Here is a 23,434-nt window from a genome sequence, read left to right as displayed (position 1 = left end):
CGAGTTTCGCCGAAGACGGCCCGGGTGGTGACGCCACCCGGACACTCTCTTAAGCGTAGCCGAAAATCGGCGTGGTGGTGATTAGCGTGCGGCCTCGTATACGCGCTGGCTTATCTCCAGCGAAATATCCTGGTGTTCGCCCAGTGCAGTCATCCCGTGTTCTTTGAGTTTGGCGACCAACGCCGGAATAGAGCTACCATCAAGCTGGTAATCCGAGAAGCGAGTGGGGACGCCCATGGTTTCGAAGAAGGCGCGCGTTGCGGCAATAGCGCTATCAATACGCTCATCATCAGAGCCATCGCGCAGGCCCCAAACGCGTTCAGCGTACTGCAACAGTTTTTCGCGTTTCTGTACCCGACGCTCGTTCAGCATCGCTGGCAGTACAATGGCCAGCGTCTGGGCGTGATCCAGACCATGCATCGCGGTGATTTCATGGCCCAGCATATGCGTTGACCAGTCCTGCGGTACGCCTGCGCCAATCAGACCATTGAGAGCCATCGTTGCGCTCCACATCACGTTAGCGCGCACATCATAATTCTGCGGTTCTTGCAGCGCGCGCGGGCCTTCTTCAATCAGGGTCAGTAACAGCCCTTCGCTGAAGCGGTCTTGCACTTTGCCATTGACCGGGTAAGTCAGATACTGCTCGACGGTATGTACGAACGCATCGACAACGCCGTTGGCGATTTGGCGCGCTGGCAGCGTGTAGGTGACAACCGGGTCAAGCACGGCAAAAACCGGGCGCACGCGATCGTTCATAAACGCCTGCTTGTCGCCGGTGGTTTTACGGGTGATAACCGCGCCACTGTTGGATTCCGAACCGGTGGCCGGTAAGGTGAGCACCACGCCCAGCGGCAGCGCCTGGGTGATTTCCGCGCCCCAGGTTTGCAGAATATGCCACGGATCTTCCGCTGCGGTGTAGTGCGCGGCAGCGGCGATAAATTTGGTGCCATCGGCGACAGAGCCGCCGCCCACGGCCAGCAGGAAGTCAATATTCTCCTTGCGCACGATGTCTACGGCTTTCATCAGGGTTTCGTAGGTCGGGTTCGGTTCAATACCCGAAAATTCCACGACATCGTGGCCTGCCAGCGCCGTCATCACCTGATCGAACACGCCATTTTGTTTGATGCTGCCGCCACCGTAGGTGATAAGGATGCGCGCGTCCGCCGGAATCTGTGCGGCCAGTGCAGCGATTTGGCCTTCGCCAAAGAGAATTTTTGTCGGGGTATGAAGCGTAAAGTTCTGCATGGTTGTCTCTCTTGTGTGTTTACTTATCCAGTTTAAAGCCCTGTTGTAACAGTGCTGGCAGGACATTCGGGAAATAGATGCGCTGATAGTAGCTGGCCGTATTGCTGCCCCAGGGTTCGCCGTCGTGACGCCCGGTTTGCTGCCAGTGATCCATTAATAGTTGGTTATAGCGCTCAATTGCGCCAGCCAGCACCTCGCCCTGGTACACTTCGTCGTGGCGGAACGTGGTCAGCGGCAGGCGGGGTTTCTGGTTAGCCGGTTTATCGACATAGCCCAGTACCAGCCCCGCGACCGGGAAGGTCAGCGGCGGCAGTTCCAGCAGATCGATAATGCCTTGCGGCTGGTTGCGTATGCCGCCAATCGGCACAATGCCGAGGCCAAAAGCGTGCGCAGCGGCAATAAGCGTACCCAGCGCGATGCCAACGTCAGTGGCGCCAGAAATGAGGCTCTCGACGCTTTCATGGGCGTGCTGTTCATGGCCGCTCATGGCGATACCGGTAGCGGTTTTATGCATATCCAGCACCAGGGTGAGAAACACCGGGGCTTTGGCAATCCACGGCTGTCCACCGGCCAGTTCGGCAATGCGCGCCCGGCGAGCCGGGTCTTGGGTGACGATGATGGAAACTTGCTGGGAATTGACGGAGGTTGGCGCTAAATGCGCGCTCTCGATAATCGCAGACAGCACCTCTTGCGGGATCGGTTTATCCAGGTAACTGCGTTCACTGCGATGTTGTTTAAGTAATTCAATGGTTTGATTCATGACGATCCTCAACGCATACCTGCCAAAATAGGAATTTTATTCTCGTCTTCCCGGGCGTTTCCGGCAATGCTCATTTCTCGCTATGTATTGCCTGTTTCTGCAAAAAATAGAAGGAAAGGGTGATTATGTGGGGGTTATATGTCATTTTATTTCTGTTGTCAGAATGAGATGAATATATGCAAAACTTAACTACACGCCAGCGCTTAATTAATCTGGCGATGCCTTTCGCCAGCCCGAATTGCATCAGCCAGACGCCTATCCCTCAAGTGAAGGTTATCTACACCGATCGCCATGGCGCGCGCACTCCGGTGCTATATGACCCTTGTATCGTGATTATTTTTCAGGGCCATAAGGTCGGCTATTTGGGCGGTAAGCATTTTCGTTATGACCCGGAAAATTACTTGCTGATGACGGTGCCGCTGCCGTTTGAGTGTGAAAGTTTTGCCAGCCCGGACAATCCGATCGTCGGTATTTCAATTCGGGTGGATATCCCTATTCTGCAAGACCTGTTGATAGAGATGGGCGATGAAGGCGGGGCAGATAAGCGCCGCGCAGACACTACCGGTATCAACAGCGTGCCGTTAAATGACGCCATACTCTGTGCGGCAGAGCGGCTGCTGGAGGCGATGGCACATACGCGAGATGCCCGGGTGCTGGGGCCGTGGATCGTGCGGGAAATTTTGTACCATGTGCTATGCGGCCCCTGTGGTGATTCGCTACAGGCGCTGATGAACCGCTACAGCCACTTCAGCCAGATAGCCCGCGCGCTGCGCCATATCGAAAATCACTATGCCGAGAGCCTGAGCGTCGAGGCGCTGGCGACGGATGTCAACATGAGTGTGTCGGCGTTTCACCATAACTTCAAAGCCGTCACCAATACGTCGCCGCTGCAATACCTGAAATCGTATCGCCTGCATAAAGCGCGTTTGCTGATGTTACAGGATGGCCTGAAAGCCAATGCCGCGTCGATGCAGGTTGGCTACGAAAGCCCCTCGCAGTTTAGTCGTGAATTCAAACGTTTTTTTGGCACCACACCGGGTGATGAAGTGGCAAGGCTGCGTTCCGGCCAGACGGTAATGGAAAGAAATGCGTGGTAGTGACAACGGCGAAAGAGAATCGTGAAGGAGAGGACACTGCGGCCATCATGCGATGGCTCGCAGTATGTTTGGGTATCAGGCCAGTGCGCGACGTCTGCGCCATACCATCAGCAGTACGCCGACCAGCCCGCTGAATAACAGCACCAGCGGCAGAATGCACAGCACCGCCATCACCTGATCTTCATAGCGTTTGACCAGCGGAATATGGCTGAAGGCATATCCCATGGTGATAATTCCGCCGACCCACAAAAAGCCGCTTAACCAGTTGAAAATCTGAAAACGGGTGTTGCTAAGGCCGGAAACACCGGCAATGGTGGGGAGCATGGTGCGCACAAAGGCGAGAAAACGCCCGACCAGGAGCGCGGATAAACCGTGCTGGTGGAACAGGTCATGGGTGCGTTGATGGTAGTGAGCGGGGAGCTGCTGCAACCACTTTTTCACCAGCCGGGTATCGCCCAGCCAGCGCCCTTGCAGGTAGCTTAACCAGCAACCGAGGCTGGCGGCCACCGTCAGCAGGGTTATCGTTGTATGCGAAGTGCATCACCCCTTTGGCGATCAATGCGCCGGTCAGCAGTAACAGGCTGTCTCCCGGCAGGAATGAGGCGGGCAGCAAACCATTTTCCAGAAACAGTGTGGCGAACAGAATCGCATAAATAAACCACAACACCTGCGGGTCAGCCAAGGCGCTGAAGTCATGCCGCCACAGCGCGTTAACGATTTCATGTAGAACACTCATAATGCATCCTGTCTGGTTTGCTTAACCCCTGAAGCCGCGTAGCAAAAGGCTCGATATCTCATGATACGTTACGCTAAGGCCGCGCTGTCCTGAGGTGCTAAAAACGAACCTCAGCATAGGGTAAGAAAGGTAAACGTATTGTCATCATTGTTACCGTTCATCATATACGCTTTAGCGGTCTTACCACAGCGGCTTGCAGGGGGTGAAGAGTTGGCGGCGTCACATTTTCTGCAATCTGTTGAAACCGGATTCCAAATCAGCTACCAGGTCATCGCTGTCCTCAAGGCCGATATGCAGACGTACCAGCGTGCCGCTAAAATCAACGCCACCAGCCGGGCGAATCGCCGCCAGCTCGTCAGGCTGGTTGGCCAGAATGAGTGATTCAAAGCCGCCCCAGGAGTAGGCCATGCGGAAATGGCTAAAGTTATCAAGGTAGTTCGCCAGTTGAGAGGGGCTGAGTTTTTCCCGTAGCACAAACGAGAATAAGCCGTTGCTGCCGCTGAAATCTCGTGTGAAAAACGCATGGCCTTTACAGCCCGGCAGCGCCGGATGATTCACCACCGCCACTTCAGGGCGCGCTGCCAGCCAGTGCGCGATACGTAGTCCGTTTTCCTGATGTTGCTGCAAGCGCACCCCTAGCGTACGCAAGCCTCGGCTTGCCATGTAGGCACTGTCTGCATCGGCCATTTGGCCCATCAGGTAGGATTGTTCGCGTAATTGATCCCAGCAGCGGGCATTGGCAACCGCCGTGCCTAACATGGCATCGGAGTGCCCGATAATATACTTGGTGGCTGACTGAATCGAGATATCCACGCCAAGCGCCAGCGGTTGGAACAGCACCCCTGCCGCCCAGGTGTTGTCTATCATGATGACAATGTCAGGGTTAACGCGACGCACAGCGGCGACAATCGCCGGAACGTCTTGCACTTCCATGGTAATGGAGCCGGGAGACTCGAGAAACACCACGCGTGTGTTGGGTTGAATCAGCGAGGCGATATTGTCGCCAATCATCGGGTCGAAAAAGGTGGTGCTGATGTTCATTTTGCCCAGCACTTTGTTACAAAAATCCTGCGTCGGTTCGTAGGCGGAACCGGTGACTAACAGGTGATCGCCTGCGCTAACAAATGCGGTGATGGCGTTGGCAATCGCGGCTGCGCCACAGGGGTAGAGCGCACAACCGGCACCGCCTTCAAGCTCGGTCATGGCGTCTTGTAACGCAAAATGGGTCAGGGTGCCACGGCGACCATAAAACAGCGCGCCTTTGGCGCGGTTAATCGTGGCGTGTTTTTTTTCCTGCACGCTATCAAAAACCAAAGAAGAGGCGCGTTGAATCACCGGGTTGACTGCGCCTTGGGTCACGCGCTTGCTGCGTCCGGCAGCCACCAGCGTGGTCGCAATTTTCTTACTTGTCATAAAACAATCACCTGTCACCTGTCGCTAAAACATGTTTGGCTATTTTTCTTTCGCTATTTCTTACGTTATCACGGCTGACAGGCGGTCGGGGCGGCTTTTTCCGCCAGATGAAGAGGTCTCATGCACATGGCTGACTGGCGAGCGGCAAAATACGCAAATAATAATGAGAACGACTATCAATTAATTCTGGGTTTGGTATCATTTTCGCCATCACAAGGGCGAACGGCCCGGAGTTATAGTCGAGATCATTTGGCGGAGGCACAGCGTGTATACGGCTGACAATACTATTAAGCAACGGGGTTCTTCAGTCTGGCACAAGTCCGGCAGCATGTTTCGGGCTGTGGCCTGTCGGCTGGGGGTCGTGGCGCTGTCAATCGTGATGGCAGGGCACGCAGTGGCGGCACCAGCCCCGGTACCCTTGGCCGTCGGCGCGCCGACGGCGACAGCCAACGGTATGATGCGCACGGATTTATCCGTCTGGGGAATGTACCAGCACGCTGATATCGTGGTGAAAACCGTCATGATAGGGCTGCTGTTGGCATCGGTCGTCACCTGGGCGATTTTCTTTAGTAAAAGTATCAGCCTGATGGCGGCGAAAAAGCGTATTCATCGCGAGCATCAGGCGTTGAGTGACGCACGCACATTCGATGACGCCACCGATATTGCCGGGGTGTTCACTCCAGGCAGCGTGACACTGCAATTATTGGCCGACGCCCGTAACGAACAAGAGCTCTCAGCCCGTTCAGATGACAATAGCGGTATTAAAGAGCGTACCGCTTTCCGCCTGGAACGCCGCGTTGCGGCAACCGGACGTCAGATGGGACGAGGCACCGGCTATCTGGCGACCGTTGGTGCCATCGCGCCGTTTATCGGTCTGTTCGGTACGGTGTGGGGCATCATGAACAGCTTTATTGGCATCGCCCAGTCGCAAACCACCAATCTGGCTGTGGTAGCGCCGGGGATTGCTGAAGCGCTGTTAGCCACCGCTATCGGGTTGGTGGCAGCGATCCCGGCCGTGGTGATTTATAATGTGTTCGCCCGCTGGACGGCCAGTTATAAAGCTATCGTGAGTGATGTGGCGGCACAGGTGCTACTGCTGCAAAGCCGTGATTTGGACATCGCCGCCAGTAACGGCATTCGTGTCTCAGCTCCGGCCCACACGCTGCGGGTAGGGTAACGCGATGGCGATACATTTAAACGACGGGCAGAGTGAAAACGGCGAAATGCATGATATCAACGTCACGCCGTTTATTGATGTCATGCTGGTGCTGTTGATTATCTTTATGGTGGCAGCACCGCTGGCAACGGTGGATGTACGCGTGAATTTGCCTGCCTCCAGCGCCACGCCGCAACCTCGCCCGGAAAAACCGGTATTCCTGACGGTCAAAGCGGATAAACAGCTTTATCTGGGCGATGACGCCATCAGCGAAGCGCTGTTGCCGCAGGCACTGGCGGCAAAAACGCAGGGTAATAAAGACACCACAATCTTTTTCCAGGCAGATAAAAGCGTGGATTATGAAACCCTGATGCGGGTGATGGATTCGCTGCGTGACGCGGGCTATCTCAAAATTGGCCTGATGGGGGCAGAGAAAGTACGCTGAGGCGAAGGTACGCTGGGGTGACAGAGCGTTGGGGTAAAAGAACGCTGAGGCGCGTATTCCCGGTGATGTCGCAGCAGCAGGGTTTGACATGGCAAGGTCTCGCGCTTGCTTAATCAGGGACGGCATTATCAGAACCACCGCTAACAGCGGTGGTTTTTTTATGTCTGAAGATAGCCCGACATGGCTGTCAGTGATGTAAGCCTGGGTAGCGCCAGTGCAGGCGTGTAGGAACATAGACCCGGCTTTCCGTCAGCGGTTGCCCGGCGATAAGCTGGTTTATCATCTCAAAGCTGTTGCGTGCCAGCGTTTCGCAATCCTGCGCAACGGTGTCGATTTTCATTGGCAGGCAATCAAACAGATAGTGGTCGTCAAAGCTGCATAAGCGCATATCACAATCCATGAGATTGTGTTGATTCAGGTAGCGCAGAACCCCTTCGAGTAGGCCGCAGGCGGCGGTAAACAGCGCCTTAGGCGGCCGCCCCAGTCTGGCGCACAGTTGCGCAAACATCTCATAACCGGCGCTGGAGTGGTAACTGCCATGGATAATCCACTCGGTCGGGCAGGCTAGCCCGGCGCGCTCCAGCCCAAGCTGAAACCCGGCCAGCCGGTCACGGGTCGGCGAGATTCGCGCCTGACCGCCGATGAAATAGAACTCATCCGGGCGCTGGCGTGCGATATTTTCCACCAGCGTTGCCGTTGACTCCACCGCTTCTGATACCACCATCGGCAACGAAGAGTCACCGATGACCCGGTCAAACTGCAATACTGGCAACTGTTGGTTGATCTTCTGATATTCAACGTCGCTTAACATGCTGGAGGCGACAATCAGGCCGTCTACCTGTCGTTGGATCAGGCTGTTGACGGCCATCATCTCCTGTGCGGCGTTCTCATCGGTACAGGCTATCAGTAGCTGTAAACCGGCCTCGCGACACAGGCACTCCAGCTCGCGGGAGATAACGGCAAATCCGTAGTTCGTCATTTCCGGCACCACCAACCCCAGCGTATTACTGCGGTTTGAGCGTAGGGAACGGGCATGAATGCTGGGCTGGTAACGCTGCTGTTGCGCCAGCGCCAGCACGCGGTCGCGGGTTTCATCTGACACCCGGAACTCTTTGCTGCGGCCGTTAAGCACCAGACTGGCGGTGGATTTCGACACGCCAGCCAGCCTGGCGATGTCGCTGATTGTGACGCGTTTGGTTGGTTTCACCGTGGTATCTTTTGCAAGTGCTGTGCCATCAATGGCATGAAAAGGAGTCCTATTCTATCACGCACGGGGCTAACAGCCAGTGCCGCAGCGTAATGTGCCCGGAACCACTGAAGCTGGCGGTGGCATCGCAATCAGGAAAATAACGCGATGACATTACCCCCTGACCATGGTTGATAAAAATTTCCACGCTAGAGCGGTCACATAATATGTGCAGATGATGCAGCGGGCCATCATGCCAGTAGCGGTGCTCCGGTTCATTGGTGCGCCGGTTACGGCGGCTTAACGTCAGGCGCTCACCGTCCCAGCACAGCACCATGATCCCGGCAAAATGAATCTGGAATTCACCTTGTGTCTCGAGCGTCAGCTCTGCGCTGCCTATTGGCAGAGCGGGCGCGTAGTCGGCCACGCCTTGCCACAGGTGCTCCAACTGGCGCAGCGTTTGCAATTCACGCGCGGGTTGTTGATATATTCTGCCCTCATGTAGCGTGAGCTCACGCGGGCAAGTCATGGTGTGGAGCCAGCCGTGGTTAAGGGTCGGCTGGCAGAACTCGTCCTGATCCGGTATGCCCATCCAGCCAAACAGTAGCCTTCTGCCGCTGTCATCACAGGTGGTTTGCGGGGCGTAGAATTCAAACCCGGCATCCAGCTCATGGAAGGCCTGATGGTCAAAGCGCGCGGTGGCGTAATCCAGCGCGCCGACGAAATAACCAGACTGATGCGTGTTGAGATTGCGCTCCTCTTCGGCAGGCAAACCTTGTGGGCAGCAGAGCAGCACGTCGGCCTCACCCAGCGTAAACAGATCCGGGCACTCCCACATGTAGCCAAACTCGCCCAGGCCATTTAGCCGCGAACCGGCAATCTCTCCCAGCAAATGCCAGTCACGCAGATCCGATGAGCGATAAAGCAAGATTTTACCTTGTAAATCGAGGTCTTGTGCGCCAAGCACCATGTACCAGTGGCCCTGATGCTGCCAGACTTTTGGGTCGCGCACATGGCCGGTATAGCCTGGCGGCAGCGATAATACCGGGCCGATTTTGTCAAAATCGCCCGCCGGGGTGGCATAAGCCAGACATTGATAAGCGGTGCGCGAACCGTCGTCATACTTCACATTACCGGTATACATCAGCGCTAACCGGTCGCCATCCACCACCGCCGAGCCGGAGTAACAGCCGTGGCTTTCATAGTCTTGTGCGGGCACCAGCGCCACCGGTTCGTGACGCCAGTGCACCAGATCCGCCGAGCTCCAGTGCCCCCAGAATTTGGCTCCGTGGGCGCAGGCCAGCGGGTTCCACTGATAAAACAGATGGTAGCGTCCTTTGTACTGTACAAAGCCGTTAGGATCGTTCATCAGCCCGACTAACGGCGACAGGTGCCACTGCGGCCGATACGGATCGTATGACTGTCGCGATGGCCCAGACATCAGCGAGTACGCCATGCGTTTTAACAGGTGGATTTCCTTCATGTGATGCGTGTCCTATGCGTTGTCCATTTTGTATTTCAGCAACAGCGAGAGCACAAAGGCACTGCCAAAAGCGATCACCATACCAATCAGGTAATTCAGCAGCGAACCAGGCTGTACGATAGCCAGCCCCGGCAAACCTGTCAGGCCGACAGCGGTCATGTTGACATGGTTGGCGACCACCCAGGCTCCGCCAAGCGCACCGCCGGTCAACGCCGCCAAAAACGGTTTGATAAAGCGCAGGTTGATACCGAAAATGGCCGCTTCGGTGATGCCAAGCAGACAAGAGAGCGCCGAAGGTACGGCAATGGCGCGGATTTTGCTGTCTTTCGTTTTGAAATACACTGCCAGACACGCACCGCCTTGCGCCACATTCGCCATGGCCCAGATAGGCAGCAAGAAGTTCACGCCGATTGACGGATTGCCCAACAGACCGGCTTCAATAGCGTGAAAACTGTGGTGAACACCGGTGATGACTATCGCGGAATACAGCCCGCCAAACAGCAACCCCGCCAGCCAACCTGCGTGGCTTATCAGTGAACTGAGCACCAATGAGATGCCATCGCCCAGCATGCGTCCGGCTGGGCCGATCACCAGCATGGCAACGAAACCGGAGATAATCACCGTCAAAAAAGGCGTGACGATGATATCCAGCGCGTTTGGCACCACGCGGCGCAGCCGTTTTTCCACCAGGCTCATAAACCAAACGGCCAACAGCACCGGGAACACCGTGCCCTGATAGCCTATCATCGCGAATTCCAGACCGAACAAATGCATGGTCTTGAAACCCCCGGCCACGCCCCAGGCGTTAGTGAGCGCCGGGTGAGTGAGAATGCCGCCCAGTGTCGCGCCCAGATACGGGTTGCCGCCAAACTCGCGCGCCGCCGTAAAACCAATCAGGACGGGCAGAATGATAAACGCCGCAGAGCTGAACATGTCCAGCATCACGAAAATGGCGCTACCGGCATCGACCCAGCCATAGGTCTTGATCATACCCAACAGGCCCATCAGCAGCCCGGAGGCCACAATCGCCGGAATAATCGGCACGAAAATGTTGGACAATAACCGGGCTAACCGCTGGAGCGGATTGAGTTTTTGCGCGGCCAGCGTCGCGGTATCACGGGTGCTGGCTTCGGTGATATCGGCGACCTGAATAAATTCCGCATACACTTTGTTCACCAGGCCTGAGCCAAAGATTATCTGCATCTGGCCTGCGTTCTGGAAACACCCTTTTACGCCTTCGAGTTTTTCGATAGCGGCTTTATCCGCCAGCCCGTCATCGTTTAGCACCAGGCGCAAGCGAGTGGCGCAGTGGGCGGCGCTGGCGATATTGTCCTTACCACCCAGTAACGGGAGCAGGGAGGCTGCAGTGGCACGAATATCCATACTATTCCTCATTATCAACAACCGATGGGCATATGTCCGTCACCGTCTGGCGGTGACGGGCCCCGTTAATGGTTAGAACCAGGTTTCCATCTGGACGCCGAAAGTCCATTCGCCGCCAGCTTTGAAACCGGTTGAGCCAAAGGCATCGCTGCTTGAGTAGTTATCCAACCGTTTATCCCAGTTCATGTAGCTGGTAAAAAAGCGCAATTCCGGGCGGCTGAAGAAATTGGCAATGTTGCCCACTTTGAACGTTGGCGCTACCGTCAGTTTATAAAACCCGCCGCTGACCTGATTACGTGCCAAATAGCTTTGAGGGTTCAAGTCCATATATTGATAGCTGCCTTCATACGCCATGGCGAAATTTTCGGTGATTTCCTGAATGAAGCGCGCATTAAATGTTATCCAGCGGTAATCATCACCCTGCACATAACGATCTTTACTGCTTTGCGCCAGAATTGTCGGGGCAAAGCTCCAGGTGTTATTCAACGCCGTGGTGCCATAGGTCGCCAGTCGCCAGGTGTTGGCGTTCTGCGTCAGGTTGCCGTCAGAGCCGATGCTCTTCACCTCGCCACCCAGCCCATGACCATAGAGCAACGCCACTTTGGATGTCCCATCGCGCAGGCCGTAGAAACTGTCGCCGTGCCAGGCCACCAGCGCGTGATAACCGCTATCACCGGCATTGGTGTTGGTGACGGCGTTGGCGCTGTTACGACCGGTGTTTTCCTTCACATCGTTGTTGCGCGCATGCAGGCCACTGAGCATGAACTGGAACGGGCCGACCATATTGTTACTGGTGACAACATAGTTCTGAATTTCATTATCCAGTGCGCTGATTTCACCGAGGCTACGGCCATAGACCGAGAGGTTGGTTTTCCAGCCATCGACCGGTTTGACGTCATAAATCCCGCCGCCGGTACCGGCCAGAAACACCACATCGGAGTCAATCCAATGGATGTCGAAATTATCGCGGTCAAACCGTTTGCCAGCCCACAGCGTGGTGTCCTTAAATGCGCCGGTAAAGGTGGGCAGTGAGCCAAGTTCGACAAACGCTTCGCGTACGTTGAACTGGCTGGTGGTGGCCGTCCAATCGTTATAGCTGCGCTGGCCATCGGCCATCATCACTTTGAAGCGGGTGGTGGCACCGTTGTCCAGTTTGGTGCGGTGCTCCAGTTTCAGCTCCAGATAGGTGTCATCTTCGTTACCGAGTCGGCCGACATGACCACCGGTTTGCCCGGCGGGCGTCATGCCGGGGCCGATATCTGCTTGTGAACTGGTCGCCGAGTTATGTACTGCCAGGCCGGAGCGCGCGTAGCCGTGGAATTCAAAACCATCGGCCAGGCTGCTTTTACTGGCAAGGGCAGCGGTTTTCTGCGCCACTTGCTGGGTTTGTTGTTCGTTTTGCGTGGCGCGGGCGGCGACCTGCTGGGTCTGTTGCGCCACCTGTTGCGTGACGTTTTCGACCTGCTGGGTCTTCTGTTCAACCTGCGTGGTGCGGGCCGCCAGCTGTTTGGCCTGCTTTTCCGCCGAGTCGGCGCGGGCTTCAGCCTGTTTTGCGCGGCTTTCTGCTTGCTGTAAACGTTGCTCAAGCGCGTTAAGGCGCGCTTCAATGCTGTCAGAAGGTGCTGCCAATGCCTGAGTGGTACAGAGGGCGAGACCCACGGCGGTGGCAAGATAACCTGGCTTTATCATTGTTGTGTTCCCTTGGCTGGAGTGGTTTTTTGTTTTGCTAAATTGCTAAACCGGTTATGCCAGAGAAAACTAAATGCCCGCAGAGGGAATTGGCAAGGAATTTTATTTTCCCGCAGTGCTAACTGTGATCGCGTTTGCAAAACCCGGCCAGCATGGATGACGCTGGCCTGGGGGCGCGCGATTGATTAAACCGTGAACAGCTGATGGGCAAACGGCAGGGCCGTCATCGCGCCTTTTGCGGTGGTTGCCAGCGCGCCGCAACGCTGCGCCTGCGCCAGCACCGCCTGCCAGTCTTCCGGCTGGTACAGGCTGTCGTAACGCGCCAGCGCCGCCAGCATGCCAGCGACGAACGCATCGCCTGCGCCAGTGGTGTCAATCGGGTTTACCCGTAGCGCCGGGAAGTGGCGCAATTGCTGGCCGTCATGCAGCCAGACGCCGTCGCCGCCCTGTGTAATCAACAGCCGCTTGATGGGGTAACGCTGCATCAGCAGGGCTGCGCCCTGATGTAAGTCGGTCGTGCCGCCAAGAAACCAGAACTCCTCTTCGGAGAGCTTCACCACATCGGCCAGTGCCAGCGCGCTATCCAGACAGGCGCGCAACTCCTCTTCGTTGCGCCAGAGATCGGGGCGAATGTTGGGGTCAAAGCTGACCCAGCCTTGCGCGGCGCGGATGCGGCGCATCGCTTCCAGCGCCGTGGTGCGTGACGGCTCGCGCGAGAGGGCAATCGAGCACAGGTGCAGCCATTCGCCGCGTTTGAAAACGGGCAGGTCTTGCGGTTGTAAAAACAGATCGGCGCTGGGCCGCACCATAAACGTGAAGGTGCGCTCACCGTGGTCATCCAGGCTGACGACCACCGTTGAGGTACGCTGATCGCTATCCAGCAGCATATGGCGTATGTCTACCTGTTCTTGCGCTAACACCTGTTTCAGGAAACGGCCAAAGGCATCATCGCCTACCCGGCCGATAAAGCCGCTCGCACCGCCGAGGCGCGCCACGCCGACGGCAACATTGGCCGGTGCGCCGCCGGGACATTTCAGGTAGCGTTCCTCGTCTTCAGGAATAAGGTCAACGACGGCATCGCCCAAAACCCATACTTTATGAGACATGATGGCTCTCTTTTTCAGAATGACTAAACTGTTTGCTAACATAGAAGAAACGGTTTAGCTAATCAACTTAATGATGCGCGCCTGCGGGAGGAAATGTCAGAAGGTAACGAAAAATTAACGGTTTGATATCGTCATATTATCGTTGGCGGTCATTCTTTTATTTACCGTAAAGAATAAAAATGGCAGGTAATATTTTTTATTAAATATTATTTATGTGCTAACTAATACAGTAAATCCTAAATATGTTTGTTGTGTCAAAATTATCAAAATAAAGAGCGGTTTAGGCGTGATTGATATATTCCATCCTCATATACTGTATAGCGTAGAATTCATTTATCTGATGCAACAGACGGTAGTGAGTCAGGGCGATGTGCAAGCTAAGTCGCTTTTTTATTTATAAAAATTATCTTGTCACAGAATATTAATTTTCCATACTTTATAGTCAATCACTCATCAGCCGATGAGGTGTGTTATGCCTGAGGCAGTCCATTTGGAACGGTTATTTGCACCTTATTTTCATTATTGGGGTAAAGCACAGTCGTCTTCTGAAAATGAAAACGCTGCGCCGTATCATTTATTGCCTTATCACTGTCTGGATGTGGCGGCCTGTGGTTATTGGCTGGTGAAACATCATCGTTTTCATGTTCACGAGCACATGCGCTCGCTGGGATTAGAGGAAGAGCGCGCCGCGTTATGGCTGGCATGGTTTTTGGCCTGGCACGATATCGGTAAATTTGCCCGCAGTTTTCAACGGCTATACCAGAACCCTGATGCGCCGCTGGTGCGTGCCACCGGGCATGCGTCGCCAGTGCGGCATGATTCGCTAGGGCTATGGTTATGGCGTCATCGGCTCTACGAGCGCTGGGAGCAGGACGCAGGCTGGCTACCGGCGGTTGCCCGCGCGGATAAATTCCATCATGTGATGGATCAGTGGCTGCGCTTGATGTGCGGCCACCATGGTCAGCCGCCGCTGGAAGACGATAACGGTGCGCTGGCGTTTCACCCGGATGACATTCTGGCGGCGCAGGCTTACCTGACCGATTTGCGCACGGTGTTCCCGCAGTTAACCGCGTTTCCCGATGCGTTTTGCGATAAAAGCTGGCGCGCGCTTTTGCAGCAGCGCAGCTGGACGCTGGCCGGTTGTGTGGTACTGGCGGACTGGATAGGCTCCTCACAGGCCGATTTCCCTTATTGCTCACAGCCGATGGCGCTGGCGGATTACTGGCGTGAATATGCGTTACCGCAGGCGGAAAACGCGGTGCTGCGTCTGCCCGCCGCCTGCGACGTTGCGCCGTTTCAGGGCATGCCAGCGCTGTTTCCTTTTATTAGCCAGCCGACACCGTTGCAGCAGCAGGCCATGACGGTGGATATCAGTACGCCCGGCCCGCAGCTTTTTTTACTGGAAGACGTCACCGGGGCAGGCAAGACCGAGGCGGCATTGGTGCTGACGCATCGCTTATTGAGCGCCGGATATGGCGACGGGCTGTATGTCGGCCTGCCGACCATGGCGACCGCTAACGCCATGTACCGCCGGTTATCGCAAGCCTATCGCACACTGTTTAGCGAGTCCGGTTTGCCTTCGCTGATGCTGGCGCACGGCGCGCGCGATATGGTGGCGGATTTCCGGTTGTCGTTATGGGGCGCAGAGCAGGCCGGGCCGGTGCGCTACGGCCCGGATGAAGGGAGCGCCAGTGCCGCGTGCAACCAGTGGTTTGCCGATTCGCGCAAGAAAGCGCTGCTGGCCGATGTGGGCGTCGGCACGCTCGATCAGGCATTGATGGCGGTGATGCCGTTTCGGCACCAGTCGCTGCGCCTGTTGGGGTTGAGCGGCAAAATCCTGCTGCTGGACGAGGTGCATGCATACGATGCCTACACCGGCCGCTTGCTGGAAAACCTGCTGGCTTTCCACGCCAGCCAGGGCGGCAGCGCGATCGTTCTGACGGCTACGCTTGCGGCATCGCAGCGCGAGCGGTTGGTGCAGGCGTTTTACCGGGGTGTGCAGCAACCGGCTGGTCAACTGGCAGAGCAGGCCGACTATCCGTGGTTTACCCAGGTCAATGCGCAGGCGCTGCATGAATGGCCGGTGGCAACCCGTGCCGAGGTGCGCCGTACCGTCGAGGTGGCGTGGTTATCCCAGCGTGCTGAGGCCATTGAGCGCATTCGTCAGGCGGTGGCGAGCGGGCTGTGTGTCTGTTGGGTGCGCAACACGGTGGACGACGCGATAACCGCCTGGCAACAACTGTGTCAGGGCGGTGAGATAGCCGCAGATGACGTGTTGCTGTTCCACAGCCGGTTTGCGTTTTGTGACCGTATCGCGATTGAAGACAGGGCGATTGAGCGCTTTGGCAAACACAGCAACGGCGAGACGCGGCGCGGCAAGGTGCTGATTGCCACGCAGGTGGTCGAGCAATCGCTGGATATCGATGTGGACGTGATGATAAGCGACCTGGCACCGGTGGATTTGTTAATCCAGCGCGCAGGGCGGTTGCAACGGCATATTCGCCGGGCGGACGGGCGCTGTAAACCGCCGGGTGACGACGCGCCAGCGCGGGACGCGCGCGCCGCGCCGGTGTTGTGGGTGCTGGCCCCGGCGTGGCAACCGGATGCCGGGCGCGACTGGCTGGGCGCGGAATTGCGTGGCACCGGTGCGGTGTATTCGCATCAGGCGGTGTTGTGGCGCACCCAGGCAATACTGCGTGAGCGCGGGGCGTTACGCATGCCGGATGAGGCGCGCTTGCTGATAGACAGCGTGTATGAGCAGCGTATTGCGGCCCCTGCCATACTGGAGGAGGGGGATTATCAGGCGCAAGGCAAGCAACTGGGCGATCGCACCGTTGCGGCGCAATCTTCGCTGACGTTTTCATTGGGGTACTGCGTGGCCGCCGCACAGCGCGGCTGGAGCGATGACGCCGAGCTGTTCACCCGCACAGGCGAAGAATCGCAGGATGTGTATCTGGCCTGGCGTGCCGAGAGTGGTGATGCGCTACCGCAGCCCTACGCTGGCGACGGCGAGTTTAGCTGGGAGAGAAGCCGCCTGTCGGTACGCAAGAGCTGGTGGCAGCAACACCAAAACGGCTGGCCGACGTTACAGGGCGATGAACTGGAACGCTTCCGGCAACACCTGCACCGCCCTGGCGCGCAGGTATTACTGCTCACGCCGGGTGAGGCGGCGCATTACTACCGTGCAGACACCGGGTTGGTTGCGGCGGACTGAATAGCAAAGTAGCCGGGTAATAGGGTGCTTTTAAGGTTGTAAACAAGAAATGCTCCATCGTTACCGGCATCAATTTGTCTTTATACCCATGGCGCTGTTGGTCACAGCTTCAACGTAACAAGGCTGTTTTTAAAAGATTTTTTGCTGCTCAGGCAGTTTTTGTTCACCGGGAAACATCGGTGCCGCTGGCGCGGACTCTGGCCGCGCGGAGGCAGAAAACAATAACAGGAATCATGACGACCTCACGGATGAGGCCTTACTGAAGAGGTAGGTTCATGTTTTCACTGATTGACACACCCTGGTTACCGGTAGTGGGCGCGGACGGGCATCGCACCCATATTTCTCCACGGCAACTGACCGACGACCGGATTATCAATCTGGCGTGCCCGCGACCTGATTTTCAGGGCGCAGCCTGGCAGTTGCTGATTGGTTTGCTGCAAACCGCCTACTCACCACCGGATGAAGAGTGCTGGGAGGACATCTGGCGTGATGGACTGGGCGACGGCTGGATACAGGCGCTGGACAACCTGGCACCGGCATTTCAGTTTGGTGGCGATAAACCTGCGTTTATGCAGGATTTCTCATCGCTTGAGGCCGACAACAACCCGATTTCCGGTTTATTGATCGATGCGCCGGGTGGCAACACCCTCAAGCTCAACAAAGATCACTTCGTCAAACGCGGCACAGTAAACGCCATCTGCCCGCACTGTGCGGCACTGGCGCTTTACACACTGCAAACCAACGCGCCGTCGGGCGGCGTTGGCCATCGCGTCGGTTTACGTGGCGGCGGCCCGATCACCACCTTGCTGATGCCCTACGATGCGCAAAAACCAGTACCGCTGTGGCGCAAACTGTGGGCCAACGTCAGCTCCGGCGAGCGGGGGCGGTGCGATGCGTCGGTATTCCCCTGGCTCAAGGCCACCCGCACCAGCGAAGGTGACAGAGACAAGGTCACGCCGGAAAACGCGCACCCATTGCAGGCGTTTTGGGGCATGCCGCGCCGCATCGAGCTTGATTTCAGCCATACCGAATCCGGCCATTGTGACCTGTGTGGCGATCACTCCGGGCAGTTACTGACGCACTATCGCACCAAAAACTACGGCGTGCAGTATGAACACTGGCAGCACCCGCTGACGCCCTATCGCAAATCATTGAAAGATGGCGTGGTGTTGTCGGTAAAAGGTCAGCCGGGCGGGTTGTCCTACCGCGACTGGCTGGGGCTGGTGCTGGGGACGAAGGATACACTCAATGAAACGCTCCCCGCCTATGTAGTGAACCTCAGTCATCAGCGCGTGCCGCTGCGCCATAAAGTCGGGCTGTGGTGCTTTGGCTACGACATGGACAACATGAAAGCCCGCTGCTGGTACGAACACCACGTGCCGGTGTGGAAAGACATTACCCCGGCGGTGCGTGACTACCTGCCGCTGGGCTTGCAGATGGCGCACGACGCCCAACAACTGCTGCGCCAGTCGGTAAAAGCAGCCTGGTTTAGCCGTCCGAAAGAAGTGGGGGGCGATTTCAGCTTCATCGATGTGTCGTTCTGGCAGGAAACCGAACAGTTTTTCCGGCAGCTTTATCGCTCTATCGCCGGGGGCGGCTGCCCGGTAGCGGCGCTTAACGCCTGGCGCAACCAGCTCTACATGTACCTTATCGGCACGTTTGACCGGCTGACATTCGGCAACCCAGACCAGAAAGGCGACCTGACGCAGGCGGTCGAGGCGCGCGGCAGCATGGTGAAGCTGTTCCACATCCAGAAATCAATGAAACAGCTCAAAGGATTACAACCGCAAGAGGAACCGGCGAATGGATAAAGGGAGCAGGGAGAACGGTAACAAGGAGAGCGGTCGTAAGGAGAATGGCCACAACGAGAAAGGTTACAAGAATAGCACCGCAACGCCGCTGGTGATAAACCCACCAGCGGCGCAGAAGATAGAGACGTGGTTTGGCGCATTACAAAACCGGCATAACGACACCCATAATGGCCGTGCGGAGCGGGCGGCGTTGCGCCGCGCCGCCGCGCCTTATGGCGCGCTGACCTGTCAGGGGTTTATGCGCCTGTCGAATATGCTGGCCGAGGTTATTGGCGACAAACAGCATCGCTTGCTCGGTGTGGCGATCTTCGCGGCGGTGGCGGCCCATGCCGACAAGAGTGACGACAAGAAAAGTTTCGCCGCGCAACTGGGTGAGCCGGTCAGTGCGGGCAACGACCGGCGTTACCTGTCTGAACTGCGTTTCGAGCGGCTGCTGCGTGCGCAAACGCCGGAAGAACTGTGCCGCCTGTTGATTCGGGCGGTGACGATTCGCGGCGACGCAGGCGTGAATCTGCCGTCGCTGGCAGACGGCATCCTGCTGTGGATGGATGAATGGCATGCCCGGCAACATAACCTGCCTGCACAGCACAACCCACTGAAACGCAATGCGGTGCGCTGGGCGTGCGAATACAACCAGATAACGCAGGAGCCTGCACCGGACGAGGCACCCTCCTCCCCGCAAGACGCTAACGGAAACCACCCGACCGACAACAAGGAACCGGCATGACCACCTTTATTCAACTGCATTTTTTGACGGCTTACGCACCCGCTAACCTTAACCGCGACGACGCCGGTCGCCCGAAAACCGCGCTGGTCGGCGGCGTGGAGCGGCTGCGGGTGTCATCACAGAGCCTTAAGCGCGCCTGGCGCACTTCGGCGGTGTTTGAAAACGCGCTGGGCGAGCATATCGGCAAGCGCACCCGGCGGCTGGGGCGCGAGGTGTATCAGCAACTGATTGATGGTGGCGTCACCACCAAAACTGCCGAAGAAGCGGCGAAAGAGATTGCCGGGCAGTTCGGCAAACTGAAAAAAGAAGAAAAAAACAGCAAGGATCCGCTGGAAAAATACGACATCGAGCAACTGGCGCACATCAGCGTGCCGGAGCGGGCGCATATAGACCAACTGGTGGCGACGTTGATTGCCGAAAATCGCAAACCCAACAGCGAAGAGCTGAAACTGCTGCGCAAAGCGGTGGCGAGCGTCGATATTGCGCTGTTTGGCCGCATGCTGGCTTCCAGCCCGGAGTTCAACGTGGAAGCGGCCTGTCAGGTGGCGCACGCGCTGGGCGTCAGCGCAGTCACGGTAGAAGATGACTTTTTCACGGCGGTGGATGACCTTAACACCGGTGATGACAACAGCGGCTCTGGTCACATGGGCGAGCAGGGCTTTGCCTCGGCGTTGTTCTATCAGTACATCTGCATCGACCGCGATCGGCTGCTGGAAAACCTCAGCGGTGATGACGCGTTAGTGCAGCGCACATTGCGGGCGCTGGGCGAAACGGCGCTGACCGTGTCGCCGACCGGCAAGCAAAATAGCTTTGCCTCCCGCGCCTACGCCTCTTACGTGCTGGCAGAACGGGGGTCGGCACAGCCGCGTGCGCTGTCAGTGGCGTTTTTCAAACCGGTGCGTGGCGAGGAACCGCTGGAAACCGCCATCACCGCGCTGAAAAGCCAACAGGAGAAGTTCAACCGCGCTTACGGCGCTGACGGCATGAGCGATTACGTGCTGAATGTTGAAGCCGGTGTCGGCAGCCTGCCGCAACTGTTGGATTTCATCAGCCAGTGAGGGTGGCATGACCGAGTATCTGGTATTTCAGCTGTACGCGCCGCTGGCCTCCTGGGGGGAACCGGCGGTGGGTGAGGTGCGCCATACCTCACCCGTGCCAAGCCGTTCTGCGCTGCTGGGGTTGCTGGCGGCGGCACTCGGCATCCGCCGCGAGGAAGACGCGCGCTTGGCACAGTTTAACGCGCACTACCGTTTTGCGGTGCGAATGCTTTCTCGTCGGGAAGGCTGGCTGCGCGATTACCACACCGTGCAGATGCCGCGTGAAGAGCGCAAACGGGTGCGCCATACCCGGCGTGATGAGCTGTGTTCTGACCCGGAGCAGGGGCTGGAAACGCTGTTGAGCGCCCGTGAATACCGCTGTGATGCGTATTACCACGTGGCGGTGAGTGCGACCGAGGGCGCGCCCGTTACCCTCTCGCAACTGGCGCAGGCGCTGCGCACCCCGGTGTTCCCGCTCTATCTCGGTCGCAAAAGTTGCCCGCTGGCGTTGCCACTGGCGCCGCATCTGCTGCATGGGTCGCTGGCCGAGGTGTGGTGGCAGGTTGACGATACGCCATTGCTCAACGACCCGGCATTGGCGTTTATCAACCAACCTGACGGCAGTTGCTACTGGGAACCGGGTGAGGATGTTGACGCAGAGGGGGCGGTGATGGCGGTAGATCGCTGCGACCAGCCCACCAGCCGTCGGCGCTGGCAGTTCACTACCCGAATACAGTGCCACGGCGTACTGAAAGGAGGTCAGTAATGTTCTTTTCCCGTGTCACGCTGCAACCGGCGGCGCTGCCGTCGGCGATGGCGGCGAAATGGCTGACATCGCCGGTGTATGCCAGCCACCAGTGGTTGTGGCAACTGTTCCCGCAGGAGCAGCAGCGCCGCTTTTTGTTTCGCCAGGACTCCCATCCTGGGGCCAGCCGCTATTACCTGCTTTCGGCCTGCGCGCCCCGGCCAGATCACAACCTGTTTGTGGTGGACACCAAGCCGTGGCAACCGCAACTGAACGCCGGGATGCAACTGGCGTTTTCCCTGCGCGCCAACCCGGTGGTGACGCGCCAGAAAAAGCGCAGCGATGTGCTGATGGATGCCAAACATCAGGCCAAAGCACAGGGCGCGAGCCCGGCGGAAATCTGGCCGCGCCAGCAGCAGGCGGCAGCCGACTGGCTGGTGCGTCAGGGCGAGCAGTGGGGGTTTGAGGTCAATGCCTGTCGCGTTGACGGCTACCAGCGTCATCAACTGTATAAACCGCGCCAGAGCGCACCGGTGAGCTTCAGCTCGGTGGATTTTGACGGCCTGCTGCGCATCACCGACGCCGGGCGTTTTGCACAGGCGGTCAGCCAGGGGCTGGGGAAAAGCCGGGCGCTGGGGTGCGGGCTGTTGCTATTGCGTCGTGCCTGAGCGGGAGGCGGCTATGTCATTCGTTCCGTTAAACCCGATCCCGCTCAAAGACCGCACCTCAATGATCTTCCTGCAATACGGGCAGATTGACGTGGTGGACGGCGCGTTTGTGCTGATCGATAAAACCGGGGTGCGCACCCATATTCCGGTAGGCTCGGTGGCCTGCATCATGCTGGAGCCGGGCACTCGCGTCTCCCATGCGGCGGCAAAGCTGGCGGCCACCGTCGGCACGCTGCTGGTGTGGGTGGGGGAAGCCGGGGTGCGGTTATACGCCGCCGGGCAGCCGGGCGGCGCACGTTCTGACCGGTTGTTGTATCAGGCGCGGCTGGCGCTGGATGAAGAACTGCGCCTGAAAGTGGTGCGGCGCATGTTCGAACTGCGTTTTGGCGAACCGGCACCGAGCCGCCGCTCCGTCGAGCAACTGCGCGGCATTGAAGGCGCGCGGGTGCGCCAGACCTACAGCCTGCTGGCAAAACAGTACGGCGTGAAATGGGATGGCCGCCGCTATGACCCGAAAGACTGGGCGCGTGGCGACAAGGTCAACCAGTGTATTAGCGCCGCCACCGCCTGCCTCTACGGTATTACCGAAGCGGCGATACTGGCAGCGGGCTACGCACCGGCTATCGGTTTTATCCATAGCGGCAAGCCGCTGTCGTTTGTCTACGACATTGCCGACATCATCAAGTTTGACGGTGTGGTGCCCAAAGCGTTCGAGATTGCCGCCCGCAACCCGCTGGAGCCCGATCGTGACGTGCGGGTGGCCTGCCGTGATATTTTCCGCAGCCAGCAAACGCTGGCCAAACTGATCCCCCTGATTGAAGACGTGCTGGCCGCTGGTGAAATTGAACCGCCGCAGGCACCGCCAGACGCACAACCGCCCGCCATTCCCGAACCGACGCCCTTTGGCGACGCCGGGCACCGAGGCCATGGCGCATGAGCATGCTGGTGGTGGTAACAGAAAACGTGCCGCCGCGCTTGCGCGGCCGGCTGGCGGTCTGGCTGCTGGAAGTGCGCGCCGGGGTGTATGTAGGCGACACCTCGCGCCGGGTACGGGAGATGATCTGGCAACAGGTGGTGGAACTGGCCGAACAGGGCAATGTGGTGATGGCCTGGGCCACCAACACCGAGTCCGGTTTCGAGTTCCAGACCTACGGTGAAAACCGCCGGATGCCGGTGGATCTCGATGGCCTGCGGTTAGTCTCTTTTCACCCTGTTGAAAATCAGTAAGTTAGCGCTCTTTAACAACCGGGAAAAATCGGTAGAATTTTACGGCCTTTAAAATACCTTATAAAACAGGTATCTACTTTTAGAGTGTTCCCCGCGCCAGCGGGGATAAACCGGACAGGTGTCCAAAGCGCTCGTTGGTGGATGGGTGTTCCCCGCGCCAGCGGGGATAAACCGTGAGAAAGACATGGCTATTATACTCCCGGCAAGTGTTCCCCGCGCCAGCGGGGATAAACCGGGCGAATGCCCGATCTGTGGTCGACGTGGAAAGTGTTCCCCGCGCCAGCGGGGATAAACCGGTTAGCCGGT

At 57.6% G+C, this 23,434-nt stretch carries 19 protein-coding genes, 1 pseudogene and 1 CRISPR repeat array (1 of these 21 only partly in view); of the genes and pseudogenes, 11 read left to right on the top strand and 9 right to left on the bottom strand.

Annotated elements, in window-relative coordinates:
• Nucleotides 1-81: 81 nt before the first annotated feature.
• Both yqhD and O1Q98_RS09630 read right to left on the bottom strand, forming a co-directional pair.
• Complete coding sequence (yqhD, locus tag O1Q98_RS09635) at nt 82-1,245, bottom strand: alcohol dehydrogenase (RefSeq protein ID WP_125258032.1); 1,164 nt, start codon at nt 1,243-1,245, stop codon at nt 82-84.
• A gap of 19 nt (nt 1,246-1,264) precedes the next feature.
• Nucleotides 1,265-2,005 carry an NADPH-dependent oxidoreductase gene (locus O1Q98_RS09630; RefSeq protein ID WP_125258033.1) on the bottom strand — a complete coding sequence of 247 codons (741 nt, stop codon included), beginning with the start codon at nt 2,003-2,005 and terminating at the stop codon, nt 1,265-1,267.
• 176 nt (nt 2,006-2,181) lie between these two features.
• Here O1Q98_RS09630 and O1Q98_RS09625 point away from each other — a divergent pair, with 176 nt between their 5' ends.
• On the top strand, nt 2,182-3,102 hold the full coding sequence (locus O1Q98_RS09625) for an AraC family transcriptional regulator (RefSeq protein ID WP_125258034.1): 921 nt from the start codon (nt 2,182-2,184) through the stop codon (nt 3,100-3,102).
• Between the two features lie 75 nt (nt 3,103-3,177).
• Here O1Q98_RS09625 and O1Q98_RS09620 read toward each other — a convergent pair.
• A pseudogene (locus O1Q98_RS09620) lies at nt 3,178-3,838 on the bottom strand (DedA family protein).
• A gap of 219 nt (nt 3,839-4,057) precedes the next feature.
• Nucleotides 4,058-5,251, bottom strand: a complete 1,194-nt coding sequence (metC, locus tag O1Q98_RS09615; RefSeq protein WP_125258036.1) for a cystathionine beta-lyase — start codon at nt 5,249-5,251, stop codon at nt 4,058-4,060.
• A 454-nt stretch (nt 5,252-5,705) separates the two neighbouring features.
• Between metC and exbB the strand changes: the two genes are divergently transcribed.
• Both exbB and exbD read left to right on the top strand, forming a co-directional pair.
• Nucleotides 5,706-6,428, top strand: coding sequence for a tol-pal system-associated acyl-CoA thioesterase (exbB, locus tag O1Q98_RS09610; protein WP_240632695.1), 723 nt, complete (start codon nt 5,706-5,708; stop codon nt 6,426-6,428).
• A 4-nt stretch (nt 6,429-6,432) separates the two neighbouring features.
• Complete coding sequence (gene exbD, locus O1Q98_RS09605; RefSeq protein WP_125258037.1) at nt 6,433-6,852, top strand: TonB system transport protein ExbD; 420 nt, start codon at nt 6,433-6,435, stop codon at nt 6,850-6,852.
• Between the two features lie 187 nt (nt 6,853-7,039).
• On the opposite strand, the gene O1Q98_RS09600 is transcribed toward exbD, so the two are convergent.
• From O1Q98_RS09600 to O1Q98_RS09580, 5 genes are all read right to left on the bottom strand, one after another.
• Complete coding sequence (locus O1Q98_RS09600; protein WP_125258038.1) at nt 7,040-8,059, bottom strand: substrate-binding domain-containing protein; 1,020 nt, start codon at nt 8,057-8,059, stop codon at nt 7,040-7,042.
• A gap of 49 nt (nt 8,060-8,108) precedes the next feature.
• On the bottom strand, nt 8,109-9,521 hold the full coding sequence (locus O1Q98_RS09595) for a glycoside hydrolase family 32 protein (RefSeq protein WP_125258039.1): 1,413 nt from the start codon (nt 9,519-9,521) through the stop codon (nt 8,109-8,111).
• Nucleotides 9,522-9,533: 12 nt separating this feature from the next.
• Nucleotides 9,534-10,904 carry a sucrose-specific PTS transporter subunit IIBC gene (locus tag O1Q98_RS09590; protein ID WP_125258040.1) on the bottom strand — a complete coding sequence of 457 codons (1,371 nt, stop codon included), beginning with the start codon at nt 10,902-10,904 and terminating at the stop codon, nt 9,534-9,536.
• A 72-nt stretch (nt 10,905-10,976) separates the two neighbouring features.
• Entirely contained in the window at nt 10,977-12,593 is a 1,617-nt protein-coding gene (locus O1Q98_RS09585; protein WP_125258041.1) for a carbohydrate porin, read from the bottom strand.
• Between the two features lie 185 nt (nt 12,594-12,778).
• Nucleotides 12,779-13,699 carry an aminoimidazole riboside kinase gene (locus tag O1Q98_RS09580; protein ID WP_125258042.1) on the bottom strand — a complete coding sequence of 307 codons (921 nt, stop codon included), beginning with the start codon at nt 13,697-13,699 and terminating at the stop codon, nt 12,779-12,781.
• 472 nt (nt 13,700-14,171) lie between these two features.
• On the opposite strand from O1Q98_RS09580, the gene cas3 reads away from it, so the two are divergent.
• The 8 genes from cas3 (at nt 14,172) to cas2e (ending at nt 23,128) form a co-directional block, all read left to right on the top strand.
• The gene (gene cas3 / locus O1Q98_RS09575; RefSeq protein WP_125258043.1) at nt 14,172-16,913 is read left to right on the top strand and encodes a CRISPR-associated helicase Cas3'; all 2,742 of its coding nucleotides are present in this window, start codon (nt 14,172-14,174) and stop codon (nt 16,911-16,913) included.
• A gap of 275 nt (nt 16,914-17,188) precedes the next feature.
• On the top strand, nt 17,189-18,724 hold the full coding sequence (gene casA / locus O1Q98_RS09570) for a type I-E CRISPR-associated protein Cse1/CasA (protein WP_125258044.1): 1,536 nt from the start codon (nt 17,189-17,191) through the stop codon (nt 18,722-18,724).
• Nucleotides 18,717-19,451 (top strand): type I-E CRISPR-associated protein Cse2/CasB, encoded by a 735-nt coding sequence (casB, locus tag O1Q98_RS09565; protein ID WP_051123990.1) that lies wholly within the window; start codon nt 18,717-18,719, stop codon nt 19,449-19,451. Before casA ends, casB begins: the two co-directional genes overlap by 8 nt.
• Nucleotides 19,448-20,509: a type I-E CRISPR-associated protein Cas7/Cse4/CasC gene (gene cas7e / locus O1Q98_RS09560; protein WP_125258045.1), complete on the top strand. Its 1,062-nt coding sequence runs from the start codon at nt 19,448-19,450 to the stop codon at nt 20,507-20,509. Before casB ends, cas7e begins: the two co-directional genes overlap by 4 nt.
• Before the next feature lie 7 nt (nt 20,510-20,516).
• Complete coding sequence (gene cas5e / locus O1Q98_RS09555; RefSeq protein ID WP_125258046.1) at nt 20,517-21,254, top strand: type I-E CRISPR-associated protein Cas5/CasD; 738 nt, start codon at nt 20,517-20,519, stop codon at nt 21,252-21,254.
• A complete protein-coding gene (cas6e, locus tag O1Q98_RS09550) occupies nt 21,254-21,901 on the top strand; it encodes a type I-E CRISPR-associated protein Cas6/Cse3/CasE (RefSeq protein WP_035339504.1) in 648 nt (215 codons plus the stop codon). The genes cas5e and cas6e overlap by 1 nt, the downstream gene beginning before the upstream one ends.
• Nucleotides 21,902-21,914: 13 nt before the next feature.
• Nucleotides 21,915-22,838 (top strand): type I-E CRISPR-associated endonuclease Cas1e, encoded by a 924-nt coding sequence (gene cas1e, locus O1Q98_RS09545; RefSeq protein ID WP_125258047.1) that lies wholly within the window; start codon nt 21,915-21,917, stop codon nt 22,836-22,838.
• The gene (gene cas2e, locus O1Q98_RS09540) at nt 22,835-23,128 is read left to right on the top strand and encodes a type I-E CRISPR-associated endoribonuclease Cas2e (RefSeq protein WP_038915443.1); all 294 of its coding nucleotides are present in this window, start codon (nt 22,835-22,837) and stop codon (nt 23,126-23,128) included. Before cas1e ends, cas2e begins: the two co-directional genes overlap by 4 nt.
• An 84-nt stretch (nt 23,129-23,212) precedes the next feature.
• Nucleotides 23,213-23,434: a CRISPR direct-repeat array (repeat unit 29 nt; unit sequence GTGTTCCCCGCGCCAGCGGGGATAAACCG) (it continues 1,516 nt past the right edge of the window).

This window comes from Dickeya lacustris (assembly GCF_029635795.1).
Lineage (GTDB): Bacteria > Pseudomonadota > Gammaproteobacteria > Enterobacterales > Enterobacteriaceae > Dickeya > Dickeya lacustris.
This window is presented reverse-complemented; position numbering and strand designations above follow the sequence as displayed.